The 21,514-nt window shown below is 66.3% G+C and carries 16 protein-coding genes; 8 read left to right on the top strand and 8 right to left on the bottom strand.

Features of this window, described 5'->3' with window-relative positions:
* Positions 1 to 52: 52 nt before the first annotated feature.
* A complete protein-coding gene (cadR, locus tag NJH59_RS01135) occupies positions 53 to 496 on the bottom strand; it encodes a Cd(II)/Pb(II)-responsive transcriptional regulator (RefSeq protein WP_043863455.1) in 444 nt (147 codons plus the stop codon).
* Between the two features lie 84 nt (positions 497 to 580).
* Between cadR and NJH59_RS01130 the strand changes: the two genes are divergently transcribed.
* From NJH59_RS01130 to NJH59_RS01105, 6 genes are all read left to right on the top strand, one after another.
* Complete coding sequence (locus NJH59_RS01130; protein ID WP_253086245.1) at positions 581 to 2,857, top strand: heavy metal translocating P-type ATPase; 2,277 nt, start codon at positions 581 to 583, stop codon at positions 2,855 to 2,857.
* An 8-nt stretch (positions 2,858 to 2,865) separates the two neighbouring features.
* Positions 2,866 to 3,735 carry a LysR family transcriptional regulator gene (locus NJH59_RS01125; RefSeq protein ID WP_043863456.1) on the top strand — a complete coding sequence of 290 codons (870 nt, stop codon included), beginning with the start codon at positions 2,866 to 2,868 and terminating at the stop codon, positions 3,733 to 3,735.
* A 180-nt stretch (positions 3,736 to 3,915) separates the two neighbouring features.
* Positions 3,916 to 4,980 carry a putative 2-aminoethylphosphonate ABC transporter ATP-binding protein gene (locus tag NJH59_RS01120; RefSeq protein ID WP_043863457.1) on the top strand — a complete coding sequence of 355 codons (1,065 nt, stop codon included), beginning with the start codon at positions 3,916 to 3,918 and terminating at the stop codon, positions 4,978 to 4,980.
* A gap of 1 nt (position 4,981) precedes the next feature.
* Positions 4,982 to 6,700, top strand: a complete 1,719-nt coding sequence (locus tag NJH59_RS01115; RefSeq protein ID WP_043863458.1) for a putative 2-aminoethylphosphonate ABC transporter permease subunit — start codon at positions 4,982 to 4,984, stop codon at positions 6,698 to 6,700.
* A gap of 39 nt (positions 6,701 to 6,739) precedes the next feature.
* Entirely contained in the window at positions 6,740 to 7,765 is a 1,026-nt protein-coding gene (locus NJH59_RS01110) for a putative 2-aminoethylphosphonate ABC transporter substrate-binding protein (protein WP_054915526.1), read from the top strand.
* A 112-nt stretch (positions 7,766 to 7,877) separates the two neighbouring features.
* Entirely contained in the window at positions 7,878 to 8,993 is a 1,116-nt protein-coding gene (locus NJH59_RS01105; RefSeq protein ID WP_253086244.1) for a TIGR03364 family FAD-dependent oxidoreductase, read from the top strand.
* Positions 8,994 to 9,071: 78 nt separating this feature from the next.
* On the opposite strand, the gene NJH59_RS01100 is transcribed toward NJH59_RS01105, so the two are convergent.
* Positions 9,072 to 10,436: a DUF3482 domain-containing protein gene (locus NJH59_RS01100; protein WP_078480707.1), complete on the bottom strand. Its 1,365-nt coding sequence runs from the start codon at positions 10,434 to 10,436 to the stop codon at positions 9,072 to 9,074.
* The gene (locus NJH59_RS01095) at positions 10,429 to 11,808 is read right to left on the bottom strand and encodes a DUF2868 domain-containing protein (protein ID WP_253086243.1); all 1,380 of its coding nucleotides are present in this window, start codon (positions 11,806 to 11,808) and stop codon (positions 10,429 to 10,431) included. The genes NJH59_RS01100 and NJH59_RS01095 overlap by 8 nt, the downstream gene beginning before the upstream one ends.
* Before the next feature lie 76 nt (positions 11,809 to 11,884).
* Between NJH59_RS01095 and NJH59_RS01090 the strand changes: the two genes are divergently transcribed.
* Positions 11,885 to 12,403: a dihydrofolate reductase gene (locus NJH59_RS01090; RefSeq protein ID WP_253086242.1), complete on the top strand. Its 519-nt coding sequence runs from the start codon at positions 11,885 to 11,887 to the stop codon at positions 12,401 to 12,403.
* Between the two features lie 68 nt (positions 12,404 to 12,471).
* Here the strand turns inward: NJH59_RS01090 and NJH59_RS01085 are convergent, their stop codons facing one another.
* The 3 genes from NJH59_RS01085 to NJH59_RS01075 all read right to left on the bottom strand — a co-directional run bounded on the left by NJH59_RS01085 (position 12,472) and on the right by NJH59_RS01075 (position 17,663).
* Positions 12,472 to 13,863: an L-cystine transporter gene (locus NJH59_RS01085; RefSeq protein ID WP_043860004.1), complete on the bottom strand. Its 1,392-nt coding sequence runs from the start codon at positions 13,861 to 13,863 to the stop codon at positions 12,472 to 12,474.
* A gap of 334 nt (positions 13,864 to 14,197) precedes the next feature.
* Positions 14,198 to 16,039, bottom strand: a complete 1,842-nt coding sequence (gene ilvD, locus NJH59_RS01080; protein ID WP_043860003.1) for a dihydroxy-acid dehydratase — start codon at positions 16,037 to 16,039, stop codon at positions 14,198 to 14,200.
* Positions 16,040 to 16,298: 259 nt separating this feature from the next.
* Positions 16,299 to 17,663 (bottom strand): APC family permease, encoded by a 1,365-nt coding sequence (locus NJH59_RS01075; protein ID WP_253086241.1) that lies wholly within the window; start codon positions 17,661 to 17,663, stop codon positions 16,299 to 16,301.
* A gap of 235 nt (positions 17,664 to 17,898) precedes the next feature.
* On the opposite strand from NJH59_RS01075, the gene NJH59_RS01070 reads away from it, so the two are divergent.
* Complete coding sequence (locus NJH59_RS01070; RefSeq protein ID WP_058541778.1) at positions 17,899 to 19,572, top strand: DUF4153 domain-containing protein; 1,674 nt, start codon at positions 17,899 to 17,901, stop codon at positions 19,570 to 19,572.
* A 93-nt stretch (positions 19,573 to 19,665) separates the two neighbouring features.
* On the opposite strand, the gene NJH59_RS01065 is transcribed toward NJH59_RS01070, so the two are convergent.
* Both NJH59_RS01065 and NJH59_RS01060 read right to left on the bottom strand, forming a co-directional pair.
* Positions 19,666 to 20,862, bottom strand: a complete 1,197-nt coding sequence (locus NJH59_RS01065) for a class I SAM-dependent rRNA methyltransferase (protein WP_043860000.1) — start codon at positions 20,860 to 20,862, stop codon at positions 19,666 to 19,668.
* Positions 20,863 to 20,938: 76 nt separating this feature from the next.
* Positions 20,939 to 21,478: a type 1 glutamine amidotransferase domain-containing protein gene (locus NJH59_RS01060; protein ID WP_043859999.1), complete on the bottom strand. Its 540-nt coding sequence runs from the start codon at positions 21,476 to 21,478 to the stop codon at positions 20,939 to 20,941.
* Between the last annotated feature and the right edge of the window lie 36 nt (positions 21,479 to 21,514).

Raw genomic sequence — 21,514 nt, 5'->3', positions numbered from 1 at the left:
GATCACCGCGATCCCCTGTAGGAGCCAGCCTTGCCGGCGAAAGGGCCCTCAGTCAGTGCCCATGACTGCGCCCCACATGCGAATGCTCCGCCTCCGGGGCTGTCACCGCACCGTTCACCTCCAGATGCTGCAGGATCGAGCACTGTGTTTCCTGCGCCCGGCAATGCTGGCGCAACTCCAGCAACTGCCCCTGCAATGCCACCAACCCGTCGATGCGCGCCTTCACGTGCTGGATATGCTCGTCGATCAGCGCATTCACGCTTTCGCACTGGTCCTCCGGGCTGTCGCGCAGGCGCAGCAAGCTGCGGATCTCTTCCAGGGTCATGTCCAACGTGCGGCAGTTGCGGATGAAGGTCAGCCGCTCCACGTGCGCCTGGGTATACAGCCGGTAGTTGCCCTCGCTGCGCGCAGGCTCTGGCAAGAGGCTTTCACGCTCGTAGTAGCGAATGGTTTCCACCGGGCAGTCGGTGGCCCTGGCCAGCTCTCCGATCTTCATCTGCAAAATACCTCGGTTGGTTGCTTGACCCTATAGTGGCTACAGGGTGTTCACTTGGCAACAGGACCTTTAGGGATGAACCACATGAACCAGCCTGTCAGCCCCGACCACGTCGGCCACGCGCACGATCACAAGCATGAACATAGCCACGATCATGCCCACGACCACGCCAGCCCCGCGCCTGCCGCGCCTGCCCACGGCAGCTGCTGCTCCGGCGCCGCCGCACCGGCCCTGGTGCAGCTGCGTGAAACCACCAGCAGCGATGCGCAGCTGAGCCGCTTCCGGATCGAGGCCATGGACTGCCCGACCGAGCAGACCCTGATCCAGAACAAGCTGGGCAAGCTCGACGGCGTCGAGCAGCTGGAATTCAACCTGATCAACCGTATCCTCGGCGTCACGCATACCCACCCCGACACCCTCGGCATCGAGCAGGCGATCACCTCGCTGGGCATGCACGCCGAACCGCTCGACGATGCGGGCGAGGCCGGCAGCGACGCAGTGGCTGCACCGAAGAAAGCCTGGTGGCCGCTGGCGCTGTCCGGTGTCGCCGCACTCGCCGCCGAGATCGTCCACTTCACCAATGCCGCCCCGGAATGGGCCGTGGCCCTGCTGGCGCTGGCGGCCATCCTCGGCTGCGGCCTGGGCACCTACAAGAAGGGCTGGATTGCCCTGAAGAACCGCAACCTGAACATCAACGCACTGATGAGCATCGCCGTGACCGGCGCCGTGCTGATCGGCCAGTGGCCGGAAGCGGCCATGGTGATGGTGCTGTTCACCCTGGCCGAACTGATCGAGGCGCGCTCGCTGGACCGTGCACGCAACGCCATCGGCGGCCTGATGCAACTGGCCCCGGACCTGGCCACCGTGCGCCAGGCCGACGGCCAATGGCAGGAGGTCGACGTGCGCCAGGTGGCCCTTGGCGCCACCGTGCGCGTGCGCCCAGGCGAACGTATCGGCCTGGACGGCGAAGTGCTGCAAGGCCAGTCCAGCATCGACCAGGCGCCGATCACCGGCGAAAGCCTGCCGGTGGAGAAGGGCCCCGGCGACAAGGTGTTCGCCGGCACCATCAACCAGTCCGGTGCGCTGGAGTACCGCGTGACCGCCGCCGCCGGCCAGTCGACCCTGGCCCGCATCATCAAGGCCGTGGAGCAAGCCCAGGGCGCCCGCGCCCCGACCCAGCGCTTCGTCGACCAGTTCTCGCGCATCTACACCCCGGTGGTGTTCGTGCTGGCACTGGCGGTGGCCGTGGTGGCACCGCTGTTCTTCGGCGGCCTGTGGTTCGACTGGATCTACCGTGCGCTGGTGCTGCTGGTGGTGGCGTGCCCGTGCGCGCTGGTGATCTCGACCCCGGTGACCATCGTCAGCGGCCTGGCCGCCGCAGCGCGCAAGGGCATCCTGATCAAGGGCGGCGTGTACCTGGAGGGCGGGCGCAAGCTCAGCTTCCTGGCGCTGGACAAGACCGGCACCATCACCCACGGCAAACCGGTGCAAACCGACTACCGCGTGCTCGATGCGCGCTTCGAAGGCCGCGCCCAGCACATCGCCGCGAGCCTGGGCGCTCGTTCCGATCACCCGGTGTCGATGGCCATCGCACAGCAGTACGGCGATCAGCCGCTGGCCGAGGTCAGCGAGTTCCAGGCCCTGATGGGCCGTGGCGTGGGCGGCAAGATCGACGGCGTGCTGTACCACCTGGGCAACCATCGCCTGGTCGAGGAACTGGGCCTGTGCTCGCCCGAACTGGAAGCCCGGCTCGATGAGCTGGAGCGCCAGGGCAAGACCGTGGTGCTGCTGCTCGACGCCTCCGGCCCGCTGGCGCTGTTCGCCGTGGCCGATACGGTCAAGGAAAGCAGCCGCGAGGCGATTGCGCAGTTGCATGCACTGGGTATCAAGACCGTCATGCTCACCGGCGACAATCCGCACACCGCCGAGGCCATCGCCGCGCAGGTGGGCATCGATGAGGCTCGCGGCAACCTGCTGCCGGCCGACAAGCTCAAGGCCATCGAAGACCTGTACGCCCAGGGCCATCGGGTCGGCATGGTCGGCGACGGCATCAACGATGCCCCGGCGCTGGCGCGGGCCGAGATCGGGTTTGCCATGGCGGCGGCCGGTACCGACACCGCCATCGAAACCGCAGACGTGGCACTGATGGATGACGACTTGCGCAAAATCCCGGCGTTCGTCAGGCTCTCGCGGCAAAGCGCGGCGATCCTGGTGCAGAACATCGTTCTGGCCCTGGGCATCAAGGCGATCTTCCTGGCGATCACCTTCACCGGCATGGCGACCTTGTGGATGGCGGTGTTCGCCGACATGGGCGTGAGCTTGCTGGTGGTATTCAACGGCTTGCGCCTGCTCAGAAAGTAAGAGGCGGTATGTTGAGTTCCGAGTTGAAGGCGTTCTACATGGTGGCCCGCCTGGGCAGCATTACCCTGGCGGCGAAGAAACTCGGGCTCAGCCAGCCGACGGTGACCACGCAGATCCGCAACCTGGAGGCCCAGTACGGGGTCGAGCTGTTCTTTCGCGGCGGTCGCCGCCTGACCCTGAGCGACGACGGCACGCGGCTGATGCCGATGGTCAAGGCGCTGATGCAGCAGGAGTCGGATATCGAGTTCTTCCTGCGCAACAGCGGCCAGGGGCAGGGTGGCCTGCGCATTGCGGCCACGGCGCCGTACTACATTCTCGACCTGGTGAAGATCTTCCGCGAGCGCCTGCCGCAGGTGGAGCTGTCGGTGGAGATCGGCAACTCGCAGCAGGTGCTGGAGTGGCTGGAGGATTACCGCGTGGACATGGCCGCCTCGTCACAGCTGGTGGAGGATGCGCGCCTGGTGCGGCGGGTGCTGGGCGTCGACCCGCTGGTGGTGGCAGTGCACCGCAACCATCCCTTGGCCTCGCGTGAGGCGGTGCCGCTGAGTGCGCTGGGCGGGCATTGCCTGCTGATGCGCGAACAGGGCTCGACCACGCGCCGGCTCACCGAGCAGATGCTCGACGAGGCGGGGGTGAAGGTAGGCTCGCTGCTGGAGATCGGTAGCCGCGAATCGATCCGCGAGGCGGTGCTGCGCAACATCGGCATCAGCATCATCGCCCGCCACGAGGTGCCGCATAACCCGGAGCTTAAGGTGCTGGCGCTGGAGGGTGCGCCGGTGATGCATGAGTACCTGTACTGCCTCAAGGAACGGCGCCAGGCGCGGTTGCCTGCTGCCTTTCTCGGCCTGGCCCAGGAAGTATCGGCGTCTGGTCCATAGCCATCGCGGGTCAAGCCCGCTCCCACAAGATCGTTGTGGGAGCGGGCTTGACCCGCGATGGGCTGCGCAGCAGCCCTACAAAATCTGCCTATACCACTATCACCCGCTTTTGCCCCACCGCCACAGAACCTTCGCATTGCCCGCCTAGCATGGCCCTCACTCGTTCAGTGAGGTCCCGGCATGAACAACGCACTCGCAACCCCCGGCGCACAGATGAAAGTGCGCGGCATCCACAAACGCTTCGGCGCCTTCACCGCGCTGCACGACGTGTCCCTGGACATCGTCGCCGGCGAACTGGTGTGCCTGCTCGGCCCCTCCGGCTGCGGCAAGACCACCCTGCTGCGCTGCATCGCCGGGCTCGAACGCCAGGACCGCGGCACCCTCTACATCGGTGACCGCGACATTTCCGAGCTGCCGCCCCAGGCCCGCGACTACGGCATTCTGTTCCAGTCCTACGCGCTGTTCCCCAACCTCACCGTCGAAGCCAACATCGCCTACGGCCTGACCGCCAGCAGCCGCGACGAATCCCGTCAGCGCGTGGCCGACATGCTCGACCTGGTCGGCCTGCGCGGCAGCGAGAAGAAGTACCCCGGCCAGCTCTCCGGCGGCCAGCAACAACGTGTGGCCCTGGCCCGCGCACTCGCCCCGGCACCCTCCTTGCTGCTGCTCGACGAACCCATGTCGGCCCTCGATGCCCGCGTGCGCGACCACCTGTGCAGCGAGCTGCGTCAGTTGCAACGCCAGCTTGGCATCACCACCCTGATGGTCACCCACAACCAGGACGAGGCCATGCTCATGGCCGACCGCATTGCGGTGATGAACAACGGCCAGGTCGAGCAGTACGACACCCCGCAGGCCATCTACGACAAGCCGGCCACGCCGTTCGTGGCCGAGTTCGTCGGCCAGGGCAACTGGCTGCCATTCCAGCAGCGCAGCGACAGCCATGCCCAGGTGGGTGACATGAACCTGCGCCTGGCCCCCGGTGCGGGCGCGGCCAACAGTGGCCGGTTGTTCTGCCGCCCCGAGGCGATCAGCGTCAACCCGCCGGTGCATGAAGAAAACCTGTTCCCGGCCCGCGTGCGGGAAATCACCTTCCTCGGCAATCGCTGCCGCATGAGTTTCGAGTTCAACCAACTGCCTGGCCACGCATTTACCGCCGAGGTGGCGCCCGAATCGATGCCGCGCCTGGGCTCGCAGGATATCTGGGTGGCCTTGCCGCCGCGCAGCCTGCAGGTGTTTGCCTGACATGGGCGCGCCGATGAGCCTGCCGATCGCACCTGCGAAGGCCAAGACCACCGGCGGCGTCGCGCTGGGTGATCGCCTGTTCGTGACCGGCGGCAAATGGCTGTTGCTGGTGCTGCTGACCGTCGCGGTGCTGCTGCCGTTGCTGGCGATCTTCTGGCGCGGCTTCAGCAGCGATGCCGGGCAGGGCGGCGGGCTGGTCGCGGCCCGCGAACTGTTCGCCAGCGCCAACTTCCACTGGCTGCTGGGCAACAGCCTCACCGTCGCGCTGAGCGTGGCGGCCATCGTGGTGCCCACCGCCTACCTGTTCGCCTATGCGCTGCAACGCACGCTGATTCCGGGCAAGCGCATATGGCGCGGGATCTCGCTGCTGCCGCTGCTGGCGCCTTCGATGCTGCCGGCCATCGCGCTGGTGTACCTGTTCGGTAACCAGGGCCTGCTGCGCGGGCTGCTCAGCGACAATATCTATGGCTTCTGGGGCATCGTGCTGGGCGAGGCCATCTACACCTTCCCGCATGCGCTGATGATCCTGCTCTCGGCACTGTCGCTGGCCGATGCACGGTTGTTCGATGCGGCCTCCAGCATGGGCGCCGGGCCACGCCGCGCGTTCACCAGCATCACCTGGCCGGCCACACGCCAGGCCGTGTTCGCCGCGTTCTGCCTGGTGTTCACCCTCACCATCACCGACTTCGGCGTGCCGGTGGTGGTGGGTGGCGACTACCAGGTGCTGGCGCTGGAAGCCTACAAGGCGGTGGTGGGCCAGCAGCAGTTCGGCCGTGGTGCACTGATTGGCATGGTGCTGCTGGTGCCGGCGCTGCTCAGCTTTGCGGTGGATGCCTGGCTGCGCCGGCGCCAGGGCGATGCCATGAGCGGTCGCGCCCAGGTGTTCGAGCCGGCCCCCAGCCGCCGGCGTGATGCGTGCTTCCTGGCCATCGTGCTGCTGGTGTGCGCCATTCTGCTGCTGGTGGTGGGCATGGCGGTGTACTCCTCGCTGGTCAAGTTCTGGCCCTACAACCTGTCGCTGTCGCTCAAGCACTACCAGTTCGACGACACCGCCGGCGGCGGCTGGCTGGCCTACCGCAACAGCATCACCATGGCGCTGGGCACCGCCCTGATCGGCAGCGCGGTGATCTTCAGCGGCGCCTACCTGATGGAGAAGACCAGAGGCCGTCTCAACCTGCTGCTGCGCCTGCTCAGCTTCGTGCCGATGGCCGTGCCGGGGTTGGTGCTGGGGCTGGGCTACGTGTTCTTCTTCAACCTGCCGGGCAACCCGCTGCATGTGTTCTACGGCAGCATGACGCTGCTGGTGGTGTGCACCATCGCGCACTACCTGACCACCGCGCAGATGACCGCCACCACTGCACTGCGCCAGCTCGACAGCGAGTTCGAGGCCGCCGCGCTGTCGCTCAAGGCCCCGCTGTACCGCCACTTTGCGCGGGTTACCGTGCCGATCTGCCTGCCAGCGCTGCTGGACATCATCCGCTACCTGTTCGTCTCGGCGATGACCACCGTGTCGGCGGCCATCTTCCTCTACAGCCCCGACACCATCCTGGCCGCGGTGGCGGTACTGAACATGGACGATGCCGGCAACGTCGGCGGTGCCGCCGCCATGTCCACCCTGATCCTGCTGACCAGCGCCGGCGTGTCACTGCTGCTGGCGTGGGCCTCGCGTGGCCTGCTCAAACGCTCCCAGGCCTGGCGCCAGCGCGCGCCGGGCCACTGATTGCTCTTCCAACCCTGTACTGCTCAAAGGAACCGCACCATGTTCAAGCCACTTGCTCTTGCCGCTGCCGTGCTCGCTGCCGTGACCGTGCAGGCCCAGGCCGCCGACACCCAGCTCACCGTGTACACCGCGCTGGAGGCCGAACAGCTCAAGACCTACAAGCAGGCCTTCGAAAAGGCCAACCCGGATATCGAGATCAAGTGGGTGCGTGACTCCACCGGCATCATCACCGCCAAGCTGCTGGCCGAGAAGGATCGCCCGCAGGCCGACGCGGTGTGGGGCCTGGCGGCGTCGAGCCTGGCGATCCTCGACCAGCAGGGCATGCTGCAGACCTATGCCCCCAAGGACCTGGACAAGATCGGCGCCAACTACCGCGATGCGGCCAACCCGCCGGCGTGGGTGGGCATGGACGTGTGGGCGGCGACCATCTGCTTCAACACCATCGAGGCCGAGAAGCAGGGGCTGAGCAAGCCGGTGAGCTGGCAGGACCTGACCAAGCCCGAGTACAAGGGCAAGATCGTGATGCCCAACCCGGCGTCGTCCGGCACCGGTTTTCTGGATGTGAGCGCATGGCTGCAGACCTTCGGCGAGAAGCAGGGCTGGCAGTACATGGACGAGCTGCACCAGAACATCGGCCAGTACGTTCACTCCGGTTCCAAGCCGTGCAAGCTGGCGGCGGCGGGAGAGTTCCCGATCGGCATCTCGTTCGAGTACCCGGCGGTGCAGCTCAAGCGCCAGGGCGCGCCGCTGGATATCGTGTTGCCCAAGGAAGGCCTGGGCTGGGAGATCGAGGCCACTGCGTTGATCAAGGGCAGTCAGCATGAAGCCGCGGCCAAGCGCCTGGCCGACTTCTCGGCGAGCCCGGCGGCGATGGAGCTGTACAAGGAGAACTTCGCGGTGCTGGCGCAGCCGGGCATTGCCAAGCCGCAGACCGAGTTGCCGGCCGATTACGAGCAGCGTCTGATCAAGAACGACTTCGGCTGGGCATCGAAGAACCGCGACAGCATTCTGGCCGAGTGGCGCAAGCGCTATGACGGCAAGTCGGAGAAGGTGGCGCAGCAGTAAATCCGCTTCGCATTCATCGCGGGTCAAGCCCGCTCCCACAGGGATCATCGCCGTCCTTGTGGGAGCGGGCTTGACCCGCGATGGCCGCACCACAATCCTGAAGGGAACCCCCATGTCAGATTTTCTCATCGTCGGCGCCGGCATCCTCGGTCTGTCCCACGCCTACGCCGCAGCCCGGCGCGGCCTGCGGGTCAAGGTGTTCGAACGCAGCGCCACCCCGCTGGGCGCCTCCATTCGCAACTTCGGCCAGGCCCTGGTCAGCGGCCAGCCACCCGGCCAGATGCTCGAACTGGCCAAGGCCAGCCGCGGCATCTGGGCCCACTGGGCCGAGCACGCCGGCTTTGCGCTCAAGCGCAACGGCTCGCTGCTGCTGGCCCGCACCGCGCTGGAGCAAGACCTGCTCGAAGCCTTCTGCAACGGGCGTGCACCCGAGCACGGCTACCCGGTCGAACTGCTGCAGGGCGCCGCGCTCGATGCGCTGTACGACGGCCAGTTCCGCCATCATCGCGCCGCCCTGCGTGGGCTGGACGATCAGCAGGTGTACTCGCGCGAGGCCATCCCTGCGCTGGTCAACTACCTGCGCGAGCAACTGGGCGTCGAGTTCCACTTTTCCACGCTGGTGCGCGAGGTGGAGCCGGGGTTTCTGACCACCACCGCCGGTCGCTTCAGCGGCGAGCATATCGTGGTGTGCAGCGGGCACGACTACCAGACGCTGCTCGCCGAGCCGATGGCGCAGTTGCAGCCGCAGGTATGTCGCCTGCAGATGATGCGCGCCCGGCCACGCTTCGGCCTGGATCTGCAGCATTCGCTGCTGACCGGGTTGAGCTGCCTGCATTACGGGGCGTATGCCGACCTGCCGCAGGCGCAGGCCCTGCGCGCCGAGATACAGGCCGGCAGCCCGCACCTGCTGGAAAACGGCATTCACCTGTTGATTAGCCCGACGCCCCATGGCGAGCTGATCATCGGCGATTCGCATGCCTATGGCAGCGATGCATCGCCGTTCAATGCCGAGCAGGTGGACAACTGGATGATCGAGCTGGCCGAGCAGACGCTGGGTGGGCGCATCGAGGTGCTGGAGCGCTGGCAGGGGGTGTACGGCTCGGGTGGGCCGGGGCCGTTTTCGCTGCTGGCGGTAGCGCCGGGGGTGAGTGCGGCGCTGATGCACAGCGGGGTGGGGATGAGCGTGGGGCCGGCGTTGGCGGAGGGGCATATTGCACGTCTGATCTAAGACCGCCATCGCGGGTCAAGCCCGCTCCCACAGGGATCGCACACTCTCTGTGGGAGCGGGCTTGACCCGCGATTGGCCTTAAAGCTCCTGCACAAGACTGTCGATCTGCTCCTGCCGCTCCGCCTGCCCGAGTTTGGCCCCTGGGTTCATCGACGACCACTGCGGGTGCGCCCGCGCCTTGCTCAGCGCCTCCGGCAACTTGCCCTCGCGCCAGCCCTTGTCGCTGGGCAACGTCAGCTTGATGCGAGCTGTCGCCGCATGCCCGCGCCCCTCCAGCGCTGCCAGCAACTGACGCTGACGCAACGCCAGCAAGCGCAGCACCCCGTCGTCCACCGTCAGTTCATGCTGGCCCTTCAGCTTGCCCATCAGCCGCGAACCGTAACTGCGTGCCGTCTGCAGCGCACCCCCGGCAATCGCCCCGGCCAGTGCGGCCGCCCCCAGGGTAATGCCGCCGACCAGCAGGTCGACCCCGGCACCGGCCGCGGCGCCCGCGGCAACCCCGCTGCCCAGGCGCACGCCCAGCAATTTCAGGGTCTCGGGGTTGAACAGGTCATCGCCCCAGCGCCCGTCCAGCAGCGGTAGCTCGCCGGTGTGGGCGTCGTCCTTGCGAAACGCATACAGCTTGAGCAGCGCCTCGACGCAGCGTTGTTCACGCTGGCGAATCACCTGATGCAGCTCGCTGATCGCCGCTGCCTCGGCCTCCGGCCTGGCGATCACGCTACGCCGGCACGCCGCGCAATCGAGCAGCAGTTCGGCAATCAGGCGCTTGGCGCTGTGCTGGCGTGCCACACGCTGGGCCTGCTGGTCATCGATAAGGCGCTGCAAGGCCGGGCGCGCATTCTCCAGCAGCAAGGCCAGGCTTTCGTACAGGCGCTGCTCGCCATCCTGCGGCGGGGCCACGCTGTCGAAGCGCACCAGTGCGTGCAGCCCCAGGCGTGCCAGGGCCTCGCGCCAGTCCGGCTCGCGATGCTCGTTGCTGGCCACGAAGTTGAGCACCGGCAGCAGCGGTTTGCCGCAACCGGCCAGCACTTCCAGTTCATCGCGGTACTTGGCCAGCACCGGCTCGCGGGCGTCGATCACGTACAGCCCGGCATCACTGGCCAGCAACTGGCGCAGCACCTTGGCCTCCTGCTCGAAGCGCTGGCGCGCCTCGTTGCCTTGCAGAAAACGCTCGACCCGCGCCGGTCCGTCCAGCCGCTCACCGGGCCGATCGAGACGCTCCAGGTAATCGAGCAGCGCGATGGCATCCTCCAGGCCCGGGGTGTCGTACAGCTCCAGCAGCGGCTCGCCCTCCACCGACAGCCGTGCGCCTTCCACATGCCGGGTGGTGCTGGGGCGGTGCGAGACTTCGCCGAAACCCACGTCGCGGGTGAGCGTGCGCAGCAGCGAGGTCTTGCCGACGTTGGTGTGGCCGACCACGGCCAGTTTCAACGGCTTAGTCATGGCCATGCTCCAGCCAGTTGAGGGGGGCACTGTCGGCGTAGGCCAGGCCCAGTTGCTCCAGCGCCTGGTGCCAGTCGCCCAGGCGGTCGGCGTCCAGTGCCTGGCCGGGTGGTGCCTGCAACAGCCAGATGCGCGTGGCCCCGGCGCTGCGCGCAAGCTCGGCCAGCAGCGCCAGGCTGCCCCGGTCGGGCGAGCGGCGCGGGTCGCAGGCGATGGCCAGGCGCGCGGGCGGGAAGCGGCTCAGCTGTTCGAGCAGCCTGTTGCGTGATTCGCGGCTGTCGAGGATACCGGCGTTGGTCACCGAGGCTGGCAGAGCGGGCGGCCAGGCGCGCTGGTCGTCGAGCTCCAGGCCCACCAGCAAGGCGCCCTCGGCCGGTGCGTCGCCTTCGCTGCGGGTGATTTCGGGCAAGGCCTGCGGGGCAGGGTCGTTGACCCCCAGGCGTTCGCTGCTGGGCATCAGCACGTCGCGCAGGGCGCTGTAGCCGGGCAGGTTGAGGTCCAGGCCCAGGCGCCGGCGCCCGCTGTGCCAGCGCCACAGGCACAGGGCCGCGAGCACCAGCCGCGGCAGCAGGCCGTACACCACCAGCACGCCGAGCATCCAGCCGGCCCACGACTGGCGTGCCAGCTCCAGCGCCGGTTGGCTGGCGCCGCTGGCGCGGATCATGGCCGCGTCCGGCACGCTGAAACCCAGCAGCGCGGGCAGGGTGCCGAGGGCCTGGGTCAGGCCGACGAAGGTGTCGGGGTCGAGGATGGTGGTTTCCCACACAAAGCCATAACGCCGGGTGGCCAGCAGCATCAGCATCACCACCAGGGCGCTGGCCAGCGCCAGCAGCCACAGGCCGTGCACCAGCAGGCCGAGCAGCCAGCGGTTGAGGCGCTGGCGTTGCAGCAGTACCAGCAGGGCTGGGGCCAGATGCGCGGCCTTGGCATCGCGGGCGAACTTTTCGCTCAGCCATAGCCACAGCCGCCCCAGGCTGGCGCCATGGTCGCCGGCCAGGGCAAAGCCCAGAGTCCAGCTCAGCAGCATCAGCAGGTTAAGCCCCAGCAGGCTGCCCAGCGCCCAGAACACGTTGACCGGGCGCTGGCCGTCGCCCAGCCCGGCGAAGGCCAGGCCGGCGCCGCTGAGCACGGCGAGCAGCAGCAGGGCCAGCAGCGCCAGGCGCGCCCCGGCTTTCCAGCGCCCCAGCGCGGCGCGCAGGCCGTCGCGTTCGGCCAGCCACAGGGCGCGGTGTTCGATGCGTGCAGCCAGGTCGCCGCCTTGCTGGCGCGCACGGCGGTTGGCTTCCTGGTCTTCCAGCGCGCCGGCATGTTCTTCACGCAGGCGCACGGCTTCGGTGAGCCAGCGTTTGTCCAGGTCAGTCAGTCCAGTCACACCCAGCTTCCATTGATCAAAACTGCCCAAAGCATAACCCACGCATCGGCCAGCGGGCTTTGCTATCCTCGCGGGCATGAAAACATCACTGCCTCTCAGCCTGATCGCGGCCCTCGCCGAGAACCGCGTCATCGGCATCGACAACAGCATGCCCTGGCATTTGCCGGGGGATTTCAAGTATTTCAAGGCCACCACGTTGGGCAAGCCGATCATCATGGGTCGCAAGACCTGGGATTCGCTGGGGCGCCCCTTGCCGGGGCGTCTGAACCTGGTGGTCAGCCGTCAGCCGGGCCTGGTGCTGGAGGGCGCCGAGGTGTTCGGTTCGCTGGATGAGGCCATCGTGCGGGCCGAGCAGTGGGCGATGGAGCACGGTGTGAACGAGCTGATGCTGATCGGCGGTGCGCAGCTGTACGGTCAGGCGTTGGAACGCGGGCTGGCGGATCGCCTGTACCTGACGCGGGTCGAGCTCAGCCCGGTGGGGGATGCGTGGTTCCCTGAAGTGGATGCGCAGCAGTGGGCGATGACCTCGACCCAGGCGAACGCGGCTGAAGGGGACAAGCCGGCTTATCACTTCGAGGTGTGGGAGCGGCGTTGATGCATTCGCCGGCAAGGCCGGCTCCTACACGATTGCTGTAGGAGCCGGCCTTGCTGGCGAAGGGGCCTTCAGCTATGCGTCAACTGCGCATGCTCATCGGCCTCCAGCAGCACCTTGTCGGTCTGCCCCATGGCCTGGCTGGTCAGGGTACCGGCCACCATCGCACCACTCACGTTCAGTGCCGTGCGGCCCATGTCGATCAGCGGCTCGACCGAGATCAAGAGCGCCACCAGCTCCACCGGCAGGCCCATCGCCGGCAGCACGATCAGCGCGGCGAAGGTCGCACCGCCACCCACCCCGGCCACCCCGGCCGAACTCAGGGTCACGATGGCCACCAGCGTGGCGATCCACAGCGGGTCGAGCGGGTCGATGCCCACCGCCGGGGCCACCATCACCGCCAGCATCGCCGGGTACAGGCCTGCGCAACCGTTCTGGCCGATGGTCGCGCCGAACGAGGCGGCAAAGCTGGCAATCGCCTGAGGGATGCCCAGGCGACGGGTCTGCGCCTCGATGCTCAGCGGAATGCTCGCCGCACTGGAGCGGCTGGTGAAGGCAAAGGTCAGCACCGGCCATACCTTGCGGAAAAACCGCAGCGGGTTGACCCCGCCCAGGCCCAGCAGCACACCGTGCACCAAGAACATCAGGCCCAGGCCGATGTACGACACCACCACGAAACTGCCCAGCTTGAGAATGTCGTCCAGGTTCGAGCTGGCCACCACCTTGGTCATCAGCGCCAGCACGCCATACGGGGTGAGCTTCATCACCAGGCGTACCAGGCGCATCACCCAGGCCTGCAGGGTGTCGATGGCCACCAGCGCACGGTTGCCCTTGTCGGCGTCGTCCTTGAGCAGTTGCAAGGCGGCCACACCGAGGAACGCGGCGAAGATCACCACGCTGATGATCGAGGTCGGCTTGGCCCGGGCCAGGTCGCCCACCGGGTTGGTGGGGATGAACGACAGCAGCAGTTGCGGGATGTTGAGGTCGGCAACCTTGCCCGCGTAGTCACTCTGGATGGTCTGCATGCGCGCGGTTTCCTGCACGCCGGCCACCAGGCCTTCGGCGCTGAGGCCGAACAGGTTGGTCAGGCCGATGCCGATCAACGCGGCGATGGCCGTGGTGAACAGCAGGGTGCCGATGGTCAGGAAACTGATCTTGCCCAGCGACGAGGCGTTGTGCAGGCGTGCCACGGCGCTGAGGATCGAGACGAAGATCAGCGGCATGACGATCATCTGCAGCAGGCCCACATAGCCGTTGCCGACCAGGTCGAGCCAACTGATGGTGCTTTTCAGGACCGGGCTGCCGGCACCGTAGATGGCATGCAGGGCACTGCCGAACAGCACGCCGACGATCAGGCCGACCAGCACTTTCTTGGCCAGGCTCCAGGAGGTCTTGCTGGTTTGCGCCAGGCCCAGCAGCAAGGCTGCGAACACCAGCAGGTTGAGAAACAGCGGCAGGTTCATTGAAGCTCCAGACAAAGGGCGGGGCGTCGCGTCTGTGCGCGATTGCGAACAGAAATGCTAACAGCCTGAAAAACAACGAAATTAGATCTAAATGGAATTTAGATAGATGGTTTTGGAATAACCATATTCCTCGGCAAGCAAAGACGGACGAAAACAGATGCGGGGCTGGGGTGTAAGGGGCAGATGTTGCCGCCCTCTGTACCGGCCTCTTCGCCGGCAACGCCGGCTCCTACGGGGGCCACGGCGTCTGTAGGAGCCGGCGTTGCCGGCGAACACCGCACCGCAGGCAAAAAAAACCGGCGCCTGGGCGCCGGTTCTTTATTGTCGCCAGACCTTACAGCCCGTCCAGCATGGCCTTGTTGCGCACCGCGCCCTTGTCGGCACTGGTGGCGAGCAAGGCGTAGGCCTTGAGTGCGGTGGTCACCTTGCGCGGACGCTGCTCGACCGGCTTCCAGCCCTTCTTGTCCTGCTCGACACGCCGCGCCGCCAGCTCTTCATCGCTGACCAGCAGGTTGATCGAACGGTTGGGAATGTCGATCAGCACCTTGTCGCCGTCGCGCACCAGGCCAATCGCGCCGCCTGCTGCCGCTTCCGGCGAAGCATGACCGATGGACAGGCCCGAGGTGCCGCCCGAGAAGCGCCCGTCGGTCAGCAGCGCACAGGCTTTGCCCAGGCCCTTGGACTTCAGGTAAGAGGTCGGGTACAGCATCTCCTGCATGCCCGGGCCGCCTTTTGGTCCCTCGTAGCGGATGATCACGATGTCGCCGGCCTGCACTTCGTCGGCCAGAATGCCGCGTACCGCGCTGTCCTGGCTTTCGAAGATCTTGGCGTTGCCTTCGAACACATGGATCGACTCGTCGACGCCTGCGGTCTTCACCACGCAGCCATCCAGCGCGATGTTGCCGTACAGCACGGCCAGGCCGCCTTCCTTGGAGTAGGCGTGCTCGAAGCTGCGGATGCAGCCGTTCTCGCGGTCGTCATCCAGGGTTTCCCAACGGGTCGACTGGCTGAACGCGGTCTGGGTCGGGATGCCGGCCGGGCCGGCCTTGAAGAAGTGGTGCACCGCTTCGTCGTCGGTCTGGGTGATGTCCCACTTGGCGATGGCTTCTTCCATGCTGCGGCTGTGCACGGTCGGCAGGTCGGTGTGCAGCAGGCCGCCACGGGCCAGCGAACCGAGGATGCTGAAGATGCCGCCGGCGCGGTGCACGTCTTCCATGTGGTACTTCTGGATGTTCGGCGCCACCTTGCACAGCTGCGGCACGCTGCGCGACAACCGGTCGATGTCGCGCAGGTCGAAGTCGATCTCGGCTTCCTGGGCGGCGGCCAGCAGGTGCAGGATGGTGTTGGTCGAGCCGCCCATGGCGATGTCGAGCATCATGGCGTTCTCGAACGCCTTGAAGTTGGCGATGTTGCGCGGCAGTACCGACTCGTCGTTCTCGCCGTAGTAGCGCTGGCACAGTTCGACGATGGTGCGGCCGGCCTTGAGGAACAGCTCTTCGCGGTCGCTGTGGGTGGCCAGGGTCGAACCGTTGCCCGGCAGGGCCAGGCCCAGGGCTTCGGTCAGGCAGTTCATGGAGTTGGCGGTGAACATGCCGGAGCACGAACCGCAGGTAGGGCAGGCGCTGCGCTCGTATTCGGCGACCTTTTCGTCACTGGCCGAGCTGTCGGCGGCGATCACCATGGCGTCGACCAGGTCCAGGCCGTGGCTGGCCAGCTTGGTCTTGCCGGCTTCCATCGGGCCGCCGGACACGAAGATCACCGGGATGTTCAGGCGCAGGGCGGCCATCAGCATGCCGGGGGTGATCTTGTCGCAGTTGGAGATGCACACGATGGCGTCGGCGCAGTGGGCGTTGACCATGTACTCGACCGAGTCGGCGATGATCTCGCGACTGGGCAGCGAGTACAGCATGCCGTCGTGGCCCATGGCGATGCCGTCATCCACGGCGATGGTGTTGAATTCCTTGGCCACGCCACCGGCGCGCTCGATCTCGCGGGCCACCAGCTGGCCCAGGTCCTTCAGGTGCACGTGGCCCGGGACGAACTGGGTGAAGGAGTTGGCGATGGCGATGATCGGCTTCTTGAAGTCGGCATCTTTCATGCCGGTGGCGCGCCACAGGGCGCGTGCGCCGGCCATGTTGCGACCGTGGGTGGACGTTTTCGAGCGGTAATCAGGCATGAAGCACTCCTGGCGGCTAATCAGGTAACAAAAAGGGGAGTGAGCTTCTCTTGTCCTTTGCACCGAAGGCAGGTGGCCGCTGGTACGGATGAGGCCGAAAACACCACGGGATCGCCGAGGGCTCGACCAGAGCTCATAAACCCGCCGGGGATGACTGGCGATGAATAGGCCGATTCTACACCGCTGGCGGCGGGAAGGAATGGCGCATTGGGCGGTTGGGCGTTTTCGCTGCGCGCGGGCCGCCCAACCGCCATGGCGTTCAGCCGGCCTCGGAGAAGTGCACCAGCTTCACGCGCTTGCGAAAGCCGCCGGTCAGCACGCCCAGGTACACCAGGCCGAGGGTGAACCAGGTCATGCCGATGGTCAGGGTCAGTGCCGACAGGCTGGTCCACAGCCACAGTGTGAGGCTCATGCCCACCAGCGGCACCACGCCGTAACGCAGCAGCCCCGAGAGGTTGCGGTGGCAGGCTTGATCGACCAGGTGCGTGCGCACCACCGCCAGGTTCACCGCCGAGAACGCCACCAGCGCGCCAAAGCTGATCAGCGAGGCCAGGGTGGTCAGGTCGATCACCAGTGCCAGCAGGGAGAACAACGATACCACCAGGGTGGCGAACACCGGGGTGCCGAAGCGTGGCGAAAGGCGCCCGAACCAGCGCCGTGGCAGCACCTGGTCGCGGCCCATGGTGTACAGGATGCGCGACACCGCAGCCTGCGAGGCCAGTGCCGAACCCAGGCTGCCGGCCACGAAGGCCGCGGTGAAGAAGTTGGCGAGGAACTGCCCGCCGGCCTTGAACATCACTTCATTGGCTGCCGCATCGACGTTGGCGAAGTGGCTGCCCGGCAGTACCAGCTGGCTGATGTAGGCCAGCACGGTGAACAGCAGCCCGGCGCCCAGGGTGGTGAGCAGGATGGCGCGCGGCACATCGCGTTGCGGGTCGCGGGTTTCCTCGGCAAGGGTCGATACCGCGTCGAAGCCCAGGAAGGACAGGCACAGTACCGCTGCCCCGGTCATCAGGTGGCTGAACCCGGGCCGGGTGCCGTCACCGAGCAGGGGCGACAGCAGGTCGATGGGCGCGCCGTGCAGGCTCTTGATCGACAGTGCGGCGAACACGCCGATGAAGATGATCTGCGCGCCCACGATCAGGTTGCTGGCCTTGGCCACCGAATGGATGCCGATCACGTTGAGCACGGTCACCAGGGCGATGGCGGCGACGATGATGCCCCACACCGGCAGTGCCGGGAAGGCGATATTGAGGAACAGCCCGATCAGCAGGTAGTTGATCATCGGGATGAACAGGTAGTCGAGCAGCAGCGACCAACCGGCCAGAAAGCCGATGTTGGGGCCGAACGCCAGGTGGGTATAGGAGTAGGCCGAGCCCGCCACCGGGAAGCGTTTGACCATGAAGCTGTAGGACGTCGCGGTGAACAGCATGGCCAGCAGGGTCACCAGGTAGGCGCCTGCGGTGCGGCCACCGGTGAGCTCGGTGACGATGCCGTAGGTGGTGAAGATGGTCAGCGGCACCATGTACACCAGGCCGAAGAACACCAGGGCGGGCAGCCCCAGCACGCGGCGCAGTCGAGCGGTATCTGAAGTGCCAGGATGAGAGCGGTCGATAGAGGACATGGGTCGAACCTGCATTGTTTTTATTTTGATTGAGTCGATTTTTATCTGCTTATGTCGCCTGGATCAATGAAAAATTTGCCATTATGGATTATTGGCCTGGATTTTTATCGATATATATGCATGGCTGCATGGGGCCTGTGCGGCGCTGCAATGAAGTCGACGTGCTCTAGCCGTGCGGGGTCGCCTGGCCCTAGACTGCGCGCCTTGTGCATCACCCCTCGCAAAAGGACTTGGAATGCCCGTGCTCAACCGCTCCGTGCTTTATTACCTCGCCATCGCCCTGGTACAGGGGGCGCTGCTGCTCACCTTCATCCATTACCGCAACCCTGTGCTCGCGGTGTTCTGCGCCACGCTGGCCCTGGTGGGCGGCATCAATCTGCAACTGCTGGGCGGCGCGGTGCGTCAGCGCGGCACCTGGCTGCTGGTGGCCGGCCTGGCGTTGTTGATGGCCAGCGTGTCCGCCTGGCTGTATGCGCAATCGGCCGACGGCTGGCTATGGATGCGCTGGATACCGGCCTCGCTGGTGCTGGCCTATATCGGCGCGGCGTTCATCCTCAGTTGGCCGACCCGCGACGGCAATCGCCTGCGCTATCAGGACCTGTACCAGCACGCCTGGAACAATGCCTTCATCGTGCTGCTGGCGCTGCTGGTGACCCTGGCGTTCTGGTTGCTGCTGTGGCTGTGCGGGCGGCTGTTCACGATTCTGGGCGCGCCGGTGCTCAGCGATATCTTCGCCTCGCTCGAATTCATCTGCGTGTGCCTGCCGATCTTCTTCTCGCTGGGCATCCGCATGGGGCGCCAGAACGACAAGGCCATCGGCCTGCTGCGCAATGTGCTGCTCACCGTGTGTCGCTACCTGCTGCCGCTGTGTTCGCTGATTGCGGTGGTGTTCACCCTGGCGCTGGCGGTGACCGGGGTCGCGCCGATCTTCAACACCGGTTACTCCACCAGCATCCTGCTGTGCCTGGTGGGCAGTACGCTGTTTCTGCTCAACGGCGTGTTCCAGGACGGCGAGCACGATGCCGGTTATGCCAGGCCCCTGAAGCTGCTGGTGAACGCCAGCCTTGTGTGCCTGCCGCTGCTGATGGCGCTGGCGTGCTATTCGAGCTGGCTGCGCATCGACCAGTACGGCCTGACCCCGCAGCGCTTTCTGGCGATGCTGCTGATCGGCATCGCGCTGGTGCACAGCCTGGCCGCGCTGTGGGCCATTCGCCCGCGCCAGGCGGTGTGGCTGGGCAGCTTGCGGCGCAGCAACCCGTTGATCGCGCTGCTGAGTTTCGTGGTGCTGATGCTGGTGTTCACGCCGGTGCTCAACCCGTTGACCTACAGCGCCGCCAACCAGATGGAGCGGCTGTTGAGCGGGCGCACCTCGGCGGATGCGTTCGATGCGCGCGCTTTGCGCTACCGGCTCGGCAAGCCGGGGATCGAGCAGTTCGAGCGGTTGTCGCGCCTGGTCAAGGAGGGGCAGATCCTGGATGCGCCAAGCCGCGAGCTGCTGGCCGATCGACTGCTGGAGGCCGAACCGGTGAGCATGTCGCCGCGTGAGTACGGACCCAAGCTGGAATGGATCGGGCCTGCGCCGGAGGACAGTGCGCAGATGCTCAACCTGACCCTGATCGAGAGCCAATGCGGCAGTTCGGGGTGTGCTGCCTGGCAGGTGGACCTGGATGACGATGGGGTCAACGAAGTGCTGGTGGTGCCCAAGCACGAGTACTCGACGTCGGCGTTCGTGTATGCGCGTCACGAGGGCTTCTGGCGTGATTATGCGCGGGTGGACGGGATCGGCACGGGGCGCGCACTGATCGAGCAGATTCGGGCGGGCACGCTCAAGCTGGCGAAACCGCGCTACAAGACCCTGGTGATCGACGGGCGAGAACTGGGAATGATGCCTTACCCGCAGCGCGATTGAGTGCACCTGCCTGCAGGAGCCGGCCTTGCCTGCGAAAAGGCCGTTACAGGCAAAAAAATCCCGGCACCTGGCCGGGATTTTCATTCAGCGCGATCAGCTGTTGGGCAGCAGCCGGCAGGTGATGCTCTTGATGTAGCGCGTTTCCGGGATCGCCGGGTGCACCGGGTGGTCCGGGCCCTGGCCGCCGCGTTCGAGCAGCTGCATGTTGCGATCCAGGTGGCGGGCGCTGGTCAGCAGGATGTTCTGCAGGTCGTCTTCGGGCAGGTGCATCGAGCACGAGGCGCTGACCAGAATGCCGTCCTTGCTCAGCAGGCGCATGGCCTGCTCGTTCAGGCGGCGGTAGGCGCCTTCGCCGTTCTTCAGGTCCTTCTTGCGCTTGATGAACGCGGGCGGGTCGGCCACGATCACGTCGAAACGCTCTTCAGCGGCCTTGAGCTCGCGCAGCGCCTCGAACACATCGCCTTCCACGCAGGTGACCTTCTCGGCAATGCCGTTGAGCGCCGCATTGCGCTCCACGCCATCCAGGGCAAAGCCCGAGGCATCCACACAGAACACTTCGCTGGCGCCGAACGCACCGGCCTGCACGCCCCAGCCACCGATGTAGCTGAACAGGTCGAGCACGCGCTTGCCTTTGACGTAGGGTGCCAGGCGTGCGCGGTTCATGCGGTGGTCGTAGAACCAGCCGGTCTTCTGGCCTTCCATCACCGGCGCTTCGAATTTCACGCCGTTCTCTTCCAGCGCCACCCACTCCGGCACCAGGCCGAACACGGTTTCGACGTATCGGTTCAGGCCTTCGGCATCACGCGCCGCCGAGTCGTTCTTGAACAGGATGCCGGTGGGTTTGAGCACCTGCACCAGGGCGGCGATCACGTCGTCCTTGTGCTGTTCCATGGTGGCCGAGGCCAGCTGTACCACCAGGATGTCGCCGAAACGGTCGACCACCAGGCCCGGCAGCAGGTCCGAGTCGCCGTACACCAGGCGGTAGAACGGCTTGTCGAACAGGCGCTCGCGCAGCGACAGGGCCACGTTGATGCGGTGCACCAGCAGCGACTTATCCAGGGCCAGCTTGGCGTCGCGCGACAGCAGGCGCGCGCAGATCAGGTTGTTGGGGCTCATGGCGACGATGCCCAGCGGCTTGCCGCCGGCACCTTCGAGCACCGCCTGGTCGCCGGCCTTGAAGCCATGCAGCGGGGTCGCGGCGACGTCGATTTCGTTGCTGTACACCCACAGATGGCCGGCGCGCAGGCGGCGGTCGGCGTTGGCTTTGAGGCGAAGGCTGGGCAGGGACATGACGTCGCTCCGGAAAAAAGAGCGGGAGTATAGCGCGTCGGCCGGGCACGCGGCTCGGCCGGCGACAAATAGCCGATCAGGCGCCCAAAGCGCGCAGCAGCTGGGTGTTGAAGGCGGGAATATCGTCGGGCTGGCGGCTGCTGATCAGGTTGCGGTCGATGACCACGGCCTGATCCTGCCACTGCCCGCCGGCATTGGTGATGTCGTCGCGCACGGTCTTGTAGCTGGTCATCTTGCGGCCCTTGACCAACTGGCTCGACACCAGCAGCCAGGCGCCATGGCAGATCACCGCCAGGGGCTTGCCGCTGGCGTCGTGGGCCTTGACCAGCTTCTGGGCGCCGGGGTCGATGCGTATGGTGTCGGAGTTCTGCACGCCGCCGGGCAGCACGATGGCGTCGTAGACCGCGACGTCGGCCTTGTCGAAGGTGTTGTCCACAGTGAAGTCGTCGGCGGGCTTGTCGTGGTTCCAGCCCTTGACCGTGCCCGGTTTGGCCGAGAGGATGTCGACGCGCACGCCGCTTTGCTCGAGGGCCTGCTTTGGCCCGGTGAGTTCTACCTGCTCGAAGCCGTCGGTGACCAGCATGGCCACGCGCTTGCCGTTCAGTTGGGTCGTCATCTGCGTGCTCCTGTTGAGTTGAACCTGTAGTAAGCA

The organism is Pseudomonas sp. VE 267-6A (assembly GCF_024126555.1).
Taxonomy (GTDB): domain Bacteria; phylum Pseudomonadota; class Gammaproteobacteria; order Pseudomonadales; family Pseudomonadaceae; genus Aquipseudomonas; species Aquipseudomonas palmensis.
Note: the sequence above shows the minus strand (reverse complement) of the source record. Positions and strands in the feature narration are given on the sequence as shown.